This window comes from Pseudomonas sp. 5Vm1k (genome assembly GCF_056161485.1).
Genome location: NZ_JBSPCZ010000010.1, coordinates 80601 through 94440 on the forward strand (window position 1 = coordinate 80601; position 13840 = coordinate 94440).

Genomic DNA, 13840 nt, shown 5'->3' on the forward strand with positions numbered 1-13840 from the left:
CGCACTCAAGCGGGAGCAAGCTCCCTCGCCACAGGTTCAGTGTCGGGCTTAACTGATGGGCATGACCCTGCAACATGCGTGCAGCAGTAAAAAAGGAACAACCTATGAACGATCAACACTGGGGCCCAACCATCAGTGCAGACATCGTGGTGATAGGCGGCGGGACTGCCGGGATTGGTTTTGTCGCCAGCCTGCTCAAGCGCGATCCGTCGTTGAACATCACCGTTATCGAACCCAACGCCCAACATTACTATCAGCCGGCCTGGACGCTGGTCGGCGGTGGCGCCTACGCGGTGGAAGACACCGTGCGTTCAATGGCCAGCGTGATGCCGCGTCAAGCCAAATGGTTGCAGGCCTCGGTCACTGACATCGCCGCCGACACCAAGCACCTGACCCTCGATGACGGCCGCACCGTCGGCTATCAAAACCTCATCGTCTGCCCGGGCCTGCGTCTGGCCTGGGAGAAGATCGAAGGCTTGCAGCAAACCCTCGGCCAGCACGGCGTCACTTCCAACTACAGCTATCAACACGCGGCCTACACCTGGGAACTGGTCAAGGGTTTGCGCGGCGGCAAGGCGATCTTCACCCAGCCACCGATCCCGATCAAATGCGCCGGCGCGCCGCAAAAGGCTCTGTACCTGTCCTGCGATCACTGGTTGAAAAACGGTGTGCTGAACAACATCGACGTCGAGTTCAACCTCGCCGGTGCTGCACTGTTCGGCGTGCCAACCTTCGTGCCACCGCTGATGAAATACATCGAAAAATACAACGCCCGACTGGCCTTCACCTCCAATTTGATCAAGGTCGATGGCCCGGCGAAAACCGCCTGGTTCGAGGTCAAGGACGCGGCTGGCACGGTCACCGTCGAGGAAAAAACCTTCGACCTGCTGCACGTCGTGCCGCCCCAGGTTTCTCCCGATTTCATCCGCCAAAGCCCGTTGGCCGACGCGGCCGGTTGGTGCGAAGTCAACATGCACACGCTGCAACACGTGCGTTATCCAGAAGTCTTCGGCCTGGGTGATATCTGTTCTACCAGCAATGCAAAAACTGCCGCCGCCGTGCGCAAGCAGATCGTGGTGGTCGCCGAAAACCTGCTGGCCCTGCGCAAGGAACTGGCGCTGCCGCTCAAGTACGACGGCTACGGTTCCTGCCCGCTGACAGTGGAGAAGGGCAAAGTGATCCTCGCCGAATTCGGCTATGCCGGTAAGTTGTTGCCGACGTTTCCCCTCGACCCGACCGTACCGCGGCGTTCCGCGTGGTGGCTCAAGGCGAGCCTGCTGCCGTGGTTCTACTGGAACGGCATGCTCAAGGGCCGCGAGTGGCTGACTGCGTTGTCCAAGGTCGACTGAGAGAACCCTATGTTGCTGGCAAGTTTTTTTGGTGTGCTCATGGGCCTGGTCCTCGGTTTGACCGGGGCCGGAGGCGGGATTCTGGCGGTGCCGGCGTTGGTGCTCGGGCTCGGCTGGACCATGACCCAAGCGGCGCCGGTTGCCTTGTTTGCGGTAGGCAGTGCGGCGGCGGTCGGCGCCATCGACGGTTTGCGCCATGGCCTGGTGCGCTATCGCGCGGCGATGTTGATCGCCTTGATGGGGGCGATTTTTTCCCCACTGGGCATCTACTTCGCTCATCAGATGCCGGAAAAAATCCTCATGATCCTGTTCAGCCTGCTGATGGTCATGGTGGCCTGGCGGATGTTACGCCGGGAACGTCAGGACGAAGGCCCGAGCGACCACGGCCACGCCAACTGGGGCCAGAAGAACTGCATGCTCGATCAACAGACCGGGCGGTTTTCCTGGACCGCCAAATGCACCGCGACCCTGGCGGCACTGGGTGCGGTGACCGGTGTGGTCTCGGGGTTACTGGGCGTGGGCGGCGGTTTCCTGATCGTCCCGGCGTTCAAGCAACTGACCGATGTACAGATGCGCGGGATCATCGCCACCTCGTTGATGGTGATCAGCTTGATCTCAGCCATCGGCGTGATCGGTGCGTTCCATGCAGGCGTCAGAATTGACGGTTTAGGCGTGGCGTTTATCGTCGCCAGCATCGTCGGCATGATCATTGGCCGCCAGTTATGCGCCCGGGTTCCGGCTCGCGCCCTGCAAGTCGGCTTCGCCAGCGTCTGCATCGTGGTCGCCGCTTACATGCTGTTTAGAGCGGGCGTCTAGGCGGGACCGGTTCCTCCGGGCGCCAGTAGTGGCCGCAGGCGTACGCCCAAAGTTCCGGGCCTTGCCGCGGCCCGGTCTTACACCGAATTTGCCGCGCACCCCCGGCCCCTCCAAAGCAGCTCAGAACCGCCGCCAAGGCAGCGTATGACGCCGCCGGTCAGCTTTCGATAATCGCCTCCGACAACTTGTCCCCTGTTGCGGAGCGCGTCATGCACAACAATAAGAACTTCACGCATCGTTTTTTGCCTGCCGTTATCGCCGGCCTGTCGTCCTTTGGCCTGAGCCCATGGGCCGAAGCCGAAATCGTGCTGTACGACAAGGACCAGACCACATTTTCCACCGACGGCTACATCAACGCCTTCTACGTGAACAGCAAAGTCGACCGCGCCGGTGATCAGTTCGACCGTCGGCAGGCGCGGGTCAAGATGGGTTTCTTGCCCAACTACCTGGGCTTCAACATGGGCAAACAGATCGATGACCTCAAGCTCGGTGCCCGGGCTTCGTTCTGGGTGACCATCAACGACAGTCAGACCAACGGCACCGACACCGCCATCGACGTGCGGCAGTTCTACGGCACAGTGGCCAACCCGGAGTGGGGAGAGGTGCTGATCGGCAAGGACTTCGGCCTGTTTGCCCGTTCCAACATCCTGCTCGATGAACTGCTTGCCGGTTATGGCCAAGTCAGCGACAGCCTGGGGCTGGTGGACGGTGGCGGGGTGTCGTTCGGCAACATCGGTAGCGGTTATCCGTACCCGTTTCCCACGTCGCAAATCACCTACCGAACGCCGGTGATGGAAGGCTTGCGCGTAGCGGTGGGGATCATGGACCCGGTGGACACCAACGACAGCAGCCCGTTGGGCAAGGCCTATCAGGAAAACCCGCGCACCGAGAGCGAGATCACCTACCAGTTCGATGTCGCCGGGGCGAAGATCTACAGCTGGGTCAACGGCAGCTACCAGACCTCGGACAACACCGACTCCACGGTCAAATCCGTCACCTCCAAAGGCCTCGGCTACGGCGTGCAGGCGAAAATGGGCGGGCTGTCCCTGACCGGTTCCGGCTTCCAGGCCAAGGGCATCAACCCGTTCTTCACCAACAACGCCGGCGAAGCCACGCTGCGCAATGTCGACAGCACCGGTTACCTGATGCAGGGCTCCTACAAACTGGGCAAGAACCGCTTGGCGCTGTCCTACGGCAAGACCGATGACGATGGCAACGGCGTGGTTGGCAGCGGCGCGGACTACAAGACGCGCGGGATTGCGCTGTTCCATGATGTGAATGACAACCTGAAACTGGTGGCCGAGTACAACCAGTTCAGTATCGACGGCCACGACACCAGTGCGCAGAACGAAGATACCGATACGTTTGCGGTGGGGGCAGTGTTGACCTGGTAACGATGCAACTTGCATCACACAAAACCCCCTGTGGGAGCGGGCTTGCTCGCGAAGGCGTCGTGTCAGTCAGCATTTATGTCAACTGGCACACCGCTTTCGCGAGCAAGCCCGCTCCCACAGGTATGTGTGGTGTTTGGTGGGCCCTGCACAAACGCTCTCATCCCATCGAAGCCCAAGACCGCTACCCAAGTAGCATACGTCCCGGCCCGCAGGCTTCGTACACTCGCACCTCATACATGCGCACCTGCGGGAGGCGACGATGCAGCAGGTCCAGAGTGAAGGGGTGGTCAGCGCCATGTCCCAGGCTACCGATGCCCAGCAGGCGGCGCAGGAGTTGGCGCGACAGCTGTTGCATCCGCACCTGGGTTTCGTGCTGTTTTTCTGTTCCGCCGAGTACGACTTGCAGGCGCTGGGCCAGGCCTTGCAGCAAAGCTTCGGCGGGATTCGCCTGGTGGGTTGCACCAGCGCCGGGGAAATCACTCCGCAGGGCTACGGTCGCAATTGCGTGACGGCGGTGGGATTCGATCATCGGCACTTTTCCATTGCCATCGAACTGATCGATGAAATGGAACGCTTCAGCCTGATCGACGCCCAGCAAATGGTCGAACGATTGGTCAGCGGCTGCCGCAGCAACACCCTGGCGCCGATCAAGGGCAATAGCTTCGCCCTGACCCTGCTCGATGGCCTGTCCAGCCGTGAGGAAATGGTCCTCGCCGCATTGAGTGCAGCCTTGGGCGATATCCCGCATTTCGGCGGTTCCGCTGGCGATGACAACTACCTGACCCACACCCACGTGTATTTCGGCGGCGAGTTCCATAGCGGCGCGGCGGTGGTGGTGTTGGTCAATACCTGGCTCGATTTCGAAGTGTTCACCACCCACCACATCCTGCCTCGGGCGGAGAAACTGGTAGTCACCGGCGCCGACAGCGCGTCGCGGCGGGTTTTCGAACTCAACGCCGAGCCCGCCGCCGAGGAATACGCCCGGCACATCGGCGTGCCGGTGGCCGAGCTTGATCACCGGATCTTCGCCGCGCACCCATTGGCGGTGCGGATCAACGACCAGTATTACGTGCGCGCCATCCAGCAGGTGCATCCGGACCTGAGCCTGAGTTTTTACTGCGCCGTGGAAAACGGCATCGTCCTCACTGCCATGACCCCAGGTCCCATGCTGCCGAACCTGCAAGCGTTGTTCGAAGGTCTGGAAGAACGCCTCGGCGATCTGCTGCTGACCATCGGCTGCGACTGTTTTCTGCGGCGCCTGGAGCTGGAAGATCGCGGCAGCCTGGAGCCGATCGGGGCGTTTTTGCGTGAGCATCGGGTGATGGGTTTCAACACCTACGGAGAACAGTTCAATGGCATGCACATCAACCAGACCTTCACCGGGGTTGCCATTGCCCGAGGCCGTTCCCCTGGACACCGTTGAGCTCCAGGCGCAGATCGCCAACCTGCAGCGCGACAATCAAAAACTGCAGCGCATCAATGGCGCGTTGATCGAACGCATCGAATCCGGCATCACCCGGGGCAACGACCCGTATGCGGCGTTTCAGCATTCGGTGGTGCTGGCCGAGCAGGTCCGCGAACGCACCGACGCGTTGAACCAGGCCATGGCCGAACTCAAGGCCGGCAATCACTTGCTCAGCGACGCACGCCTGCGGGCGGAAACGGCGCACCAACATTTGATCGATGCCATCGAGAGCATTTCCGATGCCTTCGTGCTCTTCGATGAAGACCAGCGCATCGTGCTGTTTAACAGCCGCTTCAAGGCGTTCTGGGGCAGCAGCCGGGTGCGGATCATCGCCGGCATGCACCTGGCCGAGGTCAAGCGGCTGATGACAGCCACCGGGTTGTTTACCGAAGAACCGCGCGGCCATGCGGACCAGAGTCTGTTGTATCGCCTGCAAAATGGCCGATGGCTGCAAGTCAGCGAACGGCCGACCCAGGAAGGCGGGCGGGTGATCCTGTTCACCGATATCACCGACGTCAAACTCAGCGAAACCGTGCGCCGCGAGCAAGCGGTGGCGCAGAAATCCCACCTGCTGCAACGGGCTGTAGACAACCTGTCCCAAGGCGTGGCGATGGTCAACGCCGACGGCATCCTGGAACTGTGGAACCGGCGCTTCCTTGAGCTCAGCGGCCTGGCACCGGTGGCGGCCCATCGACCGTTTGCCGAAGTGATTGCCGACAGTGAACTGAACCTGCTGACCCCGGCCAGTCGCGACAGCAACGGGCGTTCGGTACAGGAATGCGAACAGCGACTCTACGATGGCCGGGTCCTGGAAATCCGCACCCATCCGTTGCCCACCGGCGGTTTCGTCAACACCTTCACCGACATCACCGAACGCTATCAGCACGCCGAAGCGCTCAGCGAAAGTGAACGCTGGATTCGCCTGATCACCGATCACGTGCCGGCATTAATCGCCTACCTGAACGCCGATCTGGTCTACGAATTCACCAATAAAGTCTACGAAGAATGGTACTGCTGGCCCCGGGGCGTGATGCTCGGGCAGAGCCTGCGCGAAGTGCACAGCGAGCAGCATTACCAGCGCCTGGAAGCCTACGTCGCCCGGGCCCTGGCCGGTGAGAGCGTGACCTTCGAGTTCGCCGAAACCAACATCAACAATCAGGAGCGCTACATGCTGCGCTCCTACGTACCCAATCGGTTGGCCACCGGGGAAGTGGTGGGGATTTTCGTGCTGATCCGCGACATCACCGAACGCCGCCGCACTGCCGAAGCGCTGCACCAGGCCTATCAAAACCTTGAGTTGCGGGTGCGCGAACGCACCACGGAACTCACCACCCTCAACGATCAACTGCTGCGCGAGATCGACGAGCGTCGCCGCGCGGAATCACGCCTGCGCGAGGCCAAGCTCGAAGCCGAGCAGGCCAACCTGTCGAAGACCAAGTTTCTCGCCGCCGTCAGCCACGACCTGCTGCAACCGCTCAACGCCGCGCGGCTGTTTACCAGCGCTTTGCTGGAACGCCGGGAGCCGGTGGCCAACGCGATTCTGGTGCGCAACGTCAGCAATTCCCTGGAAGACGTGGAAAACCTGCTGGGCACTTTGGTGGACATTTCCAAACTCGATGCCGGGGTGATCAAGGCCGATATCGCGCCGTTCGCCCTCAGCGAATTGCTGGAAAACCTTGCCGCCGAATACACCCAAGTCGCCCGCAGCGAAGGGCTGGAACTGCATTTCATTCCGTGTTCGGCGCTGGTGCGCAGCGATATCCAGTTGTTGGCGCGGATTCTGCGCAATCTGCTGAGCAATGCGATTCGCTATACCTACAGCGGTCGCGTGGTGCTCGGTTGCCGACGTCATCATCAGCGCTTGTCGATTGAAGTCTGGGACAGCGGCATGGGCATTGCCGAAAACCGCCTGGAGGAGATTTTCCAGGAGTTCAAGCGTGGCGATGTGCAGCGTCCGGATCAGGATCGAGGTTTGGGTCTGGGCTTGGCGATTGTCGAGAAAATTGCCGGGATCCTCGGGCACCGGATTCACGTGCGCTCATGGCCGGGCAAGGGCTCGATGTTTTCTGTCGAAGTACCGCTCAGCGCCACGGCGCCCAAAGCCGTGCCGAGTCTGTTGATGAGCGAGCCGATGCTTGAACGCCTACGCGGTGCCCGAGTGTGGGTGCTGGACAACGACGCGGCGATTTGCGCGGGGATGCGTACGTTGCTGGAAGGTTGGGGCTGTTTGGTGGTGACGGCGTTGTCGGAACAGGATTTGGCGCGGCAAGTGGACAATTATCACGAAGAGGCCGACTTGCTGATCGCCGACTATCACCTGGACGACGACCAGAACGGCGTCGATGCCGTGGCCCGGATCAACGCACGGCGCGGGTCAGCTATCCCGGCGATGATGATCACTGCCAACTACAGCAATGAGCTGAAGTTGCAGATTCGTGAGCTGGGGCACACCTTGATGCATAAGCCAGTGCGGCCGATGAAGCTCAAGACGGCGATGAGTCATCTGCTCGGTAGACCCTGAGATTTGCGGTGTTTGTGAGGGCCCCTTCGCGAGCAAGCCCGCTCCCACATTGGATCTTCAGTGAACACAGAGTTTGTGTACGACGCAGATCCAATGTGGGAGCGGGCTTGCTCGCGAAGGGCGCGACGCGGTCTTCCAGACAAACTTCAACGTCGCAGGTAAGACCCGAAATCAATATCCCCGGCACTCAAGATCGCCTGCACCCGGTTGTGCACATTCAATTTGCGCAAGATCGCCGACACATGCGCCTTGACCGTGGTTTCGGCGATTTCCAGGGTGTAGGCGATCTGTTTGTTCGACTCGCCCTTGGTCATGCGTTCCAGTACCAGCAACTGCTTGCGGGTCAGGGCCTGGAGCAGCTCAGGCGGGAAGCTCGGGTTGTCATTCATCCGACGATGGGTGCCAGGCTTTTGCGTGCGGATGATGTCCGGTGGCAGGTACACATTGCCGTTGAGAATCTGCTGGATCGCCTCGGTCATTTGCAATCTGGGCGAGGATTTGGTGATGAAACCCACCGCGCCGTAGGTGATGGCTTGCAGCACGATCTGTTTGTCCTGCTCGGCCGAGACGATCACCACCGGAATGGTCGGCGCCTCGTTGCGCAGGTTAATCAGGCCATTGAGGCCGTGCATGCCGGGCATGTTCAGGTCCAGCAGGATCAAGTCCAGGTCGTCGTGTTCCTGGGTCAGCAGCAGGGCGCTGTCCAGGTCGGCGGTTTCCATCACGTCGCTGCCGGGGAAACCGTCGCTGATGACGTTATGAATGGCTTCGCGAAACAGCGGGTGATCGTCGGCAATCAGAATTTTGTACATAGCCTTTCACCTCATTATTGTGTTTTTGGGTGGGGCAACAACACGCAGTGTTCAGTCAGGGAAAGGGCTCAGGCTGGGCCGGCGCAACGGGCAGGTTCGCCGCTTGCCAGGCATCCAGGCCATCGCGATACCAATACACCGACTTATAGCCCATGGCGGCGGCGCGTTTTACCGCGTTCCAGCTCAACCAGCAATCGGAGCGGCAGTAGAAGACCAGCGATTGCTGGCGGTCGCCATCGGTGAATGTGTCCAGATTACGCGCAAAGTAAGCCTGCCAGTCGGGCGTCAGATCACCGTCACCGGTATTGGCCAGCCAATGGCTGCCGGGCAGGTTCGCGTGGGGCTGGTCTTCGATGAACCGCCCTTGCAGCCATTGGCGGCGATAGACGTCGATCAGCACCGGGCGCGGGGTCTGGTTGAGCAGGGTTTGCAGGGCGGGGGTGTCGAGGATGGTCGCGCCTTGCAGCTGATTAGGCGTCGGGCTGCGGTACAGGCCGATGCGGTAACCGTCGGCGGAGAAAAGCGGGGTTTCGGCCTGTGCGGCACTCAGCATCAGGCTGAGCGACAGGGCAGCGAGGCAAGGGCGTAGCAGACGACGTCGGGCACGCGGCATGGGGTTCAATCCTTATAGTTATGAACCCATTACATGCCAGTCGCGGTGCGAAGGGAATGCGACGATAGACAGGTAAAGCAGTACTAAAGTAGTAATTTCCCCAAGTTTGATGGAGATCTAATTGTGGGAGCGGGCTTGCTCGCGAATGCGGTGTATCAGTCAGCATTGATGTCAACTGACACACCGCATTCGCGAGCAAGCCCGCTCCCACAAGGGGAAATTCACAGGGGGATTTGTGTGGTCAGGTAGATTTGCGCAGGGCCGCGTGTTGCGGGTTGAAGGTGAGTACGGCAAGCAGCACGAACACCAGCGTCAACCCGACGCACACCGCCAGCGCCAGCGGATTAAACCGCTCATACAAGGCAAACCGCACCAGCTCAACAGCATGGGTAAACGGGTTCAACGCACACAGCCAATACAACCACTCACTCGACTCGCGCATTTTCCACAGCGGATACAACGCCGAAGACAGGAAAAACAGCGGGAAGATCACGAAATTCATCACCCCGGCAAAGTTCTCCAACTGGCGGATCGCGTTGGACAGCAACAACCCCAGCGCACTGAGCATCAACGCCACCAGCAGCAACGCCGGCAACGCCATTAGCAAGCCCATTGCCGGTGGTTGCACGCCGTAGATCCAGGCAATCGCCAGAAAGGCATACACCTGCAACAGCGAAATCAGCGACGTGGCCAGCAACTTGCTGCACAGCAAAAAGGTCCGGGGCAGGGGGCTGGTCAGTAGCACGCGCATGCTGCCCATTTCCCGGTCGTAGACCATCGACAGCGAACCTTGCATGCCATTGAACAGCAGGATCATGCAGGCCAGCCCCGGAATGATGTACACCTCGTACGGAATGTAGGTGTCGTAAGGCTCGATGATCGCGATGCCCAGCGCCGCGCGAAACCCGGCGGCAAACACCAGCAGCCACAACAACGGCCGCACCAAAGCACTGAGAAATCGTGTGCGCTGCAACACAAAACGCAGCCATTCGCGCAGCACGATGCCGCTGAAACACTGCCAATACGCATTCATCGGGCGGCTCCTGCGGTAGTCAGTCGAGCGAAAGCAGAACCAAGGTCGCCGCCGTGTTCCAGGCTCAAGGTATCGGCTTGTCCGCTGGCGACCAGCCGGCCTTGATGCAGGATCAACAAGTCATCGCTGGCCTGCACTTCATCGAGCAAGTGGGTGGTCCAGAGCACGCTGATGCCGTGTTCGCGGCACAGGCTGCGGATGTGTTGACTAAGCGCCAGGCGACTGGCCGGGTCGAGGCCGACGCTGGCCTCATCCAGCAGCAACAAACGCGGCTCATGCAGCAACGCCCGGGCGATTTCCACCCGACGACGGTGGCCGCCATTGAGTTCGCGCACTTTTTCGCGACGGCGTTCGGTCAGTGCCTGACGAGCCAGTTCAGCCTCGACCCGCAGGCCAGTCTGGCGCCGGGACATGCCGTGCAACGCGGCGTGATAACGCAGGTTTTGCTCGACGCTGAGGTCCAGGTCCAGCGTGCTTTGCTGAAACACCACGCCCAATTGCTTGAGTGCCGGGCGCGGGGTATCACGCAACGAACAACCGCCGACCCGGATATCACCACGCTGCAAATCATAAAGCCGCGTCAGCAGAGCAATCAGCGTCGACTTACCCGCACCATTCGGCCCCAGCAACGCTGCAAAGCGTCCAGGCATCAGGCTGAAACTCACCTGACGCAACGCCTCTTTTGCGCCATAAGCGAAGCTCAACTCGCTGACTTCCAGGGCGTTCATGGGGTCACCACCACGCCCCACGGATAGCGCCCGACCTTGATCGATTTGCTGACCTTGAGACTGTCGACATCAATCACCGACACATCGCCGCTGACGCCATTGGTGGCGAGCAATTGTTTCTGGTCCGGGGTGAACGACATCTGCCAGACGCGCCGGCCGACCAACAGGTAATCGAGCACTTCGAAGGTCTTGGCATCGACTACCGCCACATGGTTGGCCGGGCCGAGGGCGACGAAACCGTACTTGCCGTCGGCGCTGAGTTTGATCCCCACTGGCTGCACTTTGTCCGGGTGCACGCCCTTGATCTGAAAGGTCACGGTCTTGAGGATTTTGCGCGTCGCCACGTCAAGAATGGTTACTGTGCCGCCGATTTCCGCCGAGGCCCACAGCTGCGAGCCGTCCGGCGAAAACTCGACGAAGCGCGGCCGCTGATCCACCAAGGTGCTGTCGGCCAACGTCTGGGTGCTGGTGTCGATCCAGTGCAGCATGTTGGTGGTTTCGCTGGTGTTCACCGCCCACTTGCCGTCGGGGCTGACGGCCATGCCTTCCGGTTCGACGCCGACGTTGATCTGGCTCAGCACCTTGGAGGTTTCGGTGTCGATCACCGTCACCAGTGCATCGTCTTCGTTGGAAACGTAGAGCCAGCGATTATTCGGATGCAGGGCGAATTGCTCAGGGTCTTTGCCCGATGGCAATTCCTTGATGATCTTGCGCGTGGCCACGTCCATCACCTGGACCCGGTCCGAATCACTGGCGCAGATGTACAACAGCTTGCTGTCGTGGGACAGCAACAGACCGCGCGGGCGTTGGCCGACGGGCAGGGTGTCGGTGACTTGCAGGGTCTGCATGTCGATCAGGCTCAGGCTGTTGTCCTTTTCATTGGAGACCCAAGCGGTGCTGGCCACGGCGTGCCCGGCGGCAAGCAGCAGGGCGCATGAGAGCAGGGTACGGCGCATGGCGGATTCCTTTTTTATTGTCGTTGTGGTGGAAGAAAAATCAGGGAAAGCGGCAGGTCACTTCGGGCTTGTCGTAACCCAGGCTGTCCATTTCGTTGAACGGGTGCAGGAAACCGTCCTGGGGCGAGGTGCTGACCAGCGCGCGCGGTTGCACGATGGGAATCGGTTGGCGTAACTGACCGTTCCACGGGCGATAACTGAGCTTGCGACCCTTGAAACCGTCCAGCGGCAACTGATCGCTGATTTCCAGCGCCCGGATCGCCATCGGATCGACCTGACGCAGTTTACTCACGGCGCTGGCGATGCTGCGCACGGCCATCCATGCGGCGAAATCCCGGTCATTCATCCAGCGCCCGGCCATGGCTTCGAAGCGTTTTTGCAGTTGCGCGGCGCCGTAGGTTTCCACGGTTTTGTGCCAGCCCACCGGGGTCAGGCCCTGAGTACCGGCCACCGGACGCGGATACCAGGTCTGGTAAGGCACGTATTCGCCGAAGTCGCCGCGTTCATCGGCCACCAGCACCACGTCGTACTCGGCGGTCTGGGTGAACAGCGGCATGTCGGCCTGGGCGCTGCGGCGTTGATCGTTGTCGAAGCTCCAGGCTTTTTCCGCCACCAGTTTCAGGCCAAAGCGCTTGGCGGCGCGGCGCAGGGCGGCGGCATAGGCTTGATCGTCCGGGGTCGGGCCGACGATCAGCAGTGCCCGCTGCCATTTGCGCACCACCAGGAATTGCGCCAGCGCATCGGCGAGCATCGCCCGGCTCGGCAGGCTGTGCAGCACGTTCGGCAAGCAGTCGGTGGTGCGCAGGCTGTCATCCGGGCTACCAGCGTTGAACAGCAAACTGTCGGTCAGTACCGCACTGAGCCGACGCAGGGTTTCCACCGGCGCATTCACCACAAACAGGCGCAGGCCTTGTTCGTGCTGGGCTTTGGCCGCTTCGATCAGCGCATCCGGGGTCTCGGCGCTGGCGCTGATCAGGCTGTAGCTGTGGTTGAGAAAACGTCCGGTGCTGTTGCTGTCGGTGATCGCCAGTTCGGCGCCGCGCAGCCCGGCATCGGTCGGTTCGGGAATCACATTCGACAGCAGCGGTCCCGGATCGGGGCGATAGCCCAGGTAACCGATCTGCACCTGCAACGGCGCGTCGGCGGCCTGGCTCTGGGTCGCCAGCCCGGCGGCGCAGGCAATCGCCAGCAGGTAGATCAAGGCGTAAGGGGCAAGCTGGCGCATAAGGCACTCCACGACGGGTAGCGCCAGCATAGGAAGCCTGCGGAGTAGAGGAAATATGCAGAAAGTACCGCTAAGGCAGTACCAAGGTAGTAAGCCATCCGTTGCGGCGCGGTTTTAGCATGGGTTTGAACGGTCATCACTGAAGAGGAGATCGACCATGCGAATTCTCAAGGCGCTGCTCCTGCCGTTGTTGCTGATCCTGACATTGATCGGTGTCGACAAACTTCATGGCCCACCACCCGCGCTGGAGCAGGTGATGCCTACGACACCCGGAAACTAGGCGTTGTGGCCCGGCGGCGCGGTGGTTTTTGCGCCCCGGTCCAGGCCTCGGCACGCCACAAGCCCTACTACCAAGGTACTGGGCGGCGGCCACCAAAGCAGCATGGGGTTGCTGCGAAGCGGTTCCTAAGATGGGTGCCATAGCCTCTTCCAAGAGGTTTTGCGTGCAACCCTGAGGGCATAACAATGACAACAAAACGCAACGCCTTGCTTGTTGCCGGACTGCTGGCCGGTTTTATCAGCGCAGGTCCGGTCTGGGCCCATGGCAACGTGGTGCCGCAAGCGGTGGAAACCCCGGGCCTGACCCCGATCAAGGACGCCGGTGTGCCGGTGGATGGCGATGGTTGGGCGGCGGTGAACCCCTATCGCACCTCGCCGCAACACGATAAAGCGGTGGAAATCGGCTCGTCGGCCTACAACCAGAATTGCGCCGCCTGCCATGGCCTGGAAGCCAAGTCCGGCGGCATTGCCCCCGACTTGCGCCTGCTCGATGTCGGCGACGCTGGTGATGAATGGTTTGTCGAACGGGTGCGTCACGGCGCGGTGCGCGATGGCCGGGTCTACATGCCGAAGATGGCCGATTACCTGAGTCAGGAAGCCCTGTGGGCGGTGCGTACTTACCTGGATAGCGTGCACGTCGAGGAGTAGT

At 61.0% G+C, this 13840-nt stretch carries 13 protein-coding genes; 7 read left to right on the plus strand and 6 right to left on the minus strand.

Annotated elements, in window-relative coordinates; translation table 11 throughout:
* The first annotated feature begins 104 nt into the window (after positions 1-104).
* The 5 genes from ACWIKB_RS20140 (at position 105) to nahK (ending at position 7545) form a co-directional block, all read left to right on the plus strand.
* Positions 105-1349: an NAD(P)/FAD-dependent oxidoreductase gene (locus ACWIKB_RS20140; RefSeq protein ID WP_475269012.1), complete on the plus strand. Its 1245-nt coding sequence runs from the start codon at positions 105-107 to the stop codon at positions 1347-1349.
* Positions 1350-1358: 9 nt separating this feature from the next.
* A complete protein-coding gene (locus tag ACWIKB_RS20145; RefSeq protein ID WP_475269013.1) occupies positions 1359-2165 on the plus strand; it encodes a sulfite exporter TauE/SafE family protein in 807 nt (268 codons plus the stop codon).
* Positions 2166-2374: 209 nt separating this feature from the next.
* Entirely contained in the window at positions 2375-3559 is a 1185-nt protein-coding gene (locus tag ACWIKB_RS20150) for a porin (RefSeq protein ID WP_475269014.1), read from the plus strand.
* A 259-nt stretch (positions 3560-3818) separates the two neighbouring features.
* Positions 3819-4982 (plus strand): nitric oxide-sensing protein NosP, encoded by a 1164-nt coding sequence (nosP, locus tag ACWIKB_RS20155; RefSeq protein WP_290027385.1) that lies wholly within the window; start codon positions 3819-3821, stop codon positions 4980-4982.
* Positions 4951-7545: a hybrid sensor histidine kinase/response regulator NahK/ErcS' gene (gene nahK / locus ACWIKB_RS20160; protein WP_475269170.1), complete on the plus strand. Its 2595-nt coding sequence runs from the start codon at positions 4951-4953 to the stop codon at positions 7543-7545. Before nosP ends, nahK begins: the two co-directional genes overlap by 32 nt.
* Positions 7546-7691: 146 nt before the next feature.
* On the opposite strand, the gene ACWIKB_RS20165 is transcribed toward nahK, so the two are convergent.
* The 6 genes from ACWIKB_RS20165 to ACWIKB_RS20190 form a co-directional block, all read right to left on the minus strand.
* Positions 7692-8357 carry a response regulator transcription factor gene (locus ACWIKB_RS20165; protein ID WP_054047333.1) on the minus strand — a complete coding sequence of 222 codons (666 nt, stop codon included), beginning with the start codon at positions 8355-8357 and terminating at the stop codon, positions 7692-7694.
* Between the two features lie 55 nt (positions 8358-8412).
* On the minus strand, positions 8413-8970 hold the full coding sequence (locus ACWIKB_RS20170; protein WP_475269015.1) for a PQQ-dependent catabolism-associated CXXCW motif protein: 558 nt from the start codon (positions 8968-8970) through the stop codon (positions 8413-8415).
* Positions 8971-9211: 241 nt separating this feature from the next.
* On the minus strand, positions 9212-10003 hold the full coding sequence (locus ACWIKB_RS20175; protein ID WP_475269016.1) for an ABC transporter permease: 792 nt from the start codon (positions 10001-10003) through the stop codon (positions 9212-9214).
* Entirely contained in the window at positions 10000-10731 is a 732-nt protein-coding gene (locus ACWIKB_RS20180; protein WP_475269017.1) for an ABC transporter ATP-binding protein, read from the minus strand. Before ACWIKB_RS20180 ends, ACWIKB_RS20175 begins: the two co-directional genes overlap by 4 nt.
* Positions 10728-11687, minus strand: a complete 960-nt coding sequence (locus ACWIKB_RS20185) for a YVTN family beta-propeller repeat protein (protein ID WP_475269018.1) — start codon at positions 11685-11687, stop codon at positions 10728-10730. The genes ACWIKB_RS20180 and ACWIKB_RS20185 overlap by 4 nt, the downstream gene beginning before the upstream one ends.
* Before the next feature lie 40 nt (positions 11688-11727).
* Positions 11728-12912 (minus strand): ABC transporter substrate-binding protein, encoded by a 1185-nt coding sequence (locus ACWIKB_RS20190; RefSeq protein ID WP_475269019.1) that lies wholly within the window; start codon positions 12910-12912, stop codon positions 11728-11730.
* A gap of 157 nt (positions 12913-13069) precedes the next feature.
* On the opposite strand from ACWIKB_RS20190, the gene ACWIKB_RS20195 reads away from it, so the two are divergent.
* Complete coding sequence (locus tag ACWIKB_RS20195; protein ID WP_475269020.1) at positions 13070-13192, plus strand: hypothetical protein; 123 nt, start codon at positions 13070-13072, stop codon at positions 13190-13192.
* Between the two features lie 185 nt (positions 13193-13377).
* Positions 13378-13839, plus strand: a complete 462-nt coding sequence (gene pedF / locus ACWIKB_RS20200) for a cytochrome c-550 PedF (protein WP_475269021.1) — start codon at positions 13378-13380, stop codon at positions 13837-13839.
* Position 13840 lies beyond the last annotated feature (1 nt).

Bases quoted from the DNA above. Each gene is read 5' to 3' on its own strand.
- ACWIKB_RS20140 (WP_475269012.1), top strand. From the start codon at position 105: ATGAACGATCAACACTGGGGCCCAACCATCAGTGCAGACATCGTGGTG.
- ACWIKB_RS20145 (WP_475269013.1), top strand. From the start codon at position 1,359: ATGTTGCTGGCAAGTTTTTTTGGTGTGCTCATGGGCCTGGTCCTCGGT.
- ACWIKB_RS20150 (WP_475269014.1), top strand. From the start codon at position 2,375: ATGCACAACAATAAGAACTTCACGCATCGTTTTTTGCCTGCCGTTATC.
- nosP (WP_290027385.1), top strand. From the start codon at position 3,819: ATGCAGCAGGTCCAGAGTGAAGGGGTGGTCAGCGCCATGTCCCAGGCT.
- ACWIKB_RS20165 (WP_054047333.1), bottom strand. From the start codon at position 8,357: ATGTACAAAATTCTGATTGCCGACGATCACCCGCTGTTTCGCGAAGCC.
- ACWIKB_RS20170 (WP_475269015.1), bottom strand. From the start codon at position 8,970: ATGCCGCGTGCCCGACGTCGTCTGCTACGCCCTTGCCTCGCTGCCCTG.
- ACWIKB_RS20175 (WP_475269016.1), bottom strand. From the start codon at position 10,003: ATGAATGCGTATTGGCAGTGTTTCAGCGGCATCGTGCTGCGCGAATGG.
- ACWIKB_RS20180 (WP_475269017.1), bottom strand. From the start codon at position 10,731: ATGAACGCCCTGGAAGTCAGCGAGTTGAGCTTCGCTTATGGCGCAAAA.
- ACWIKB_RS20185 (WP_475269018.1), bottom strand. From the start codon at position 11,687: ATGCGCCGTACCCTGCTCTCATGCGCCCTGCTGCTTGCCGCCGGGCAC.
- ACWIKB_RS20190 (WP_475269019.1), bottom strand. From the start codon at position 12,912: ATGCGCCAGCTTGCCCCTTACGCCTTGATCTACCTGCTGGCGATTGCC.
- ACWIKB_RS20195 (WP_475269020.1), top strand. From the start codon at position 13,070: ATGCGAATTCTCAAGGCGCTGCTCCTGCCGTTGTTGCTGATCCTGACA.
- pedF (WP_475269021.1), top strand. From the start codon at position 13,378: ATGACAACAAAACGCAACGCCTTGCTTGTTGCCGGACTGCTGGCCGGT.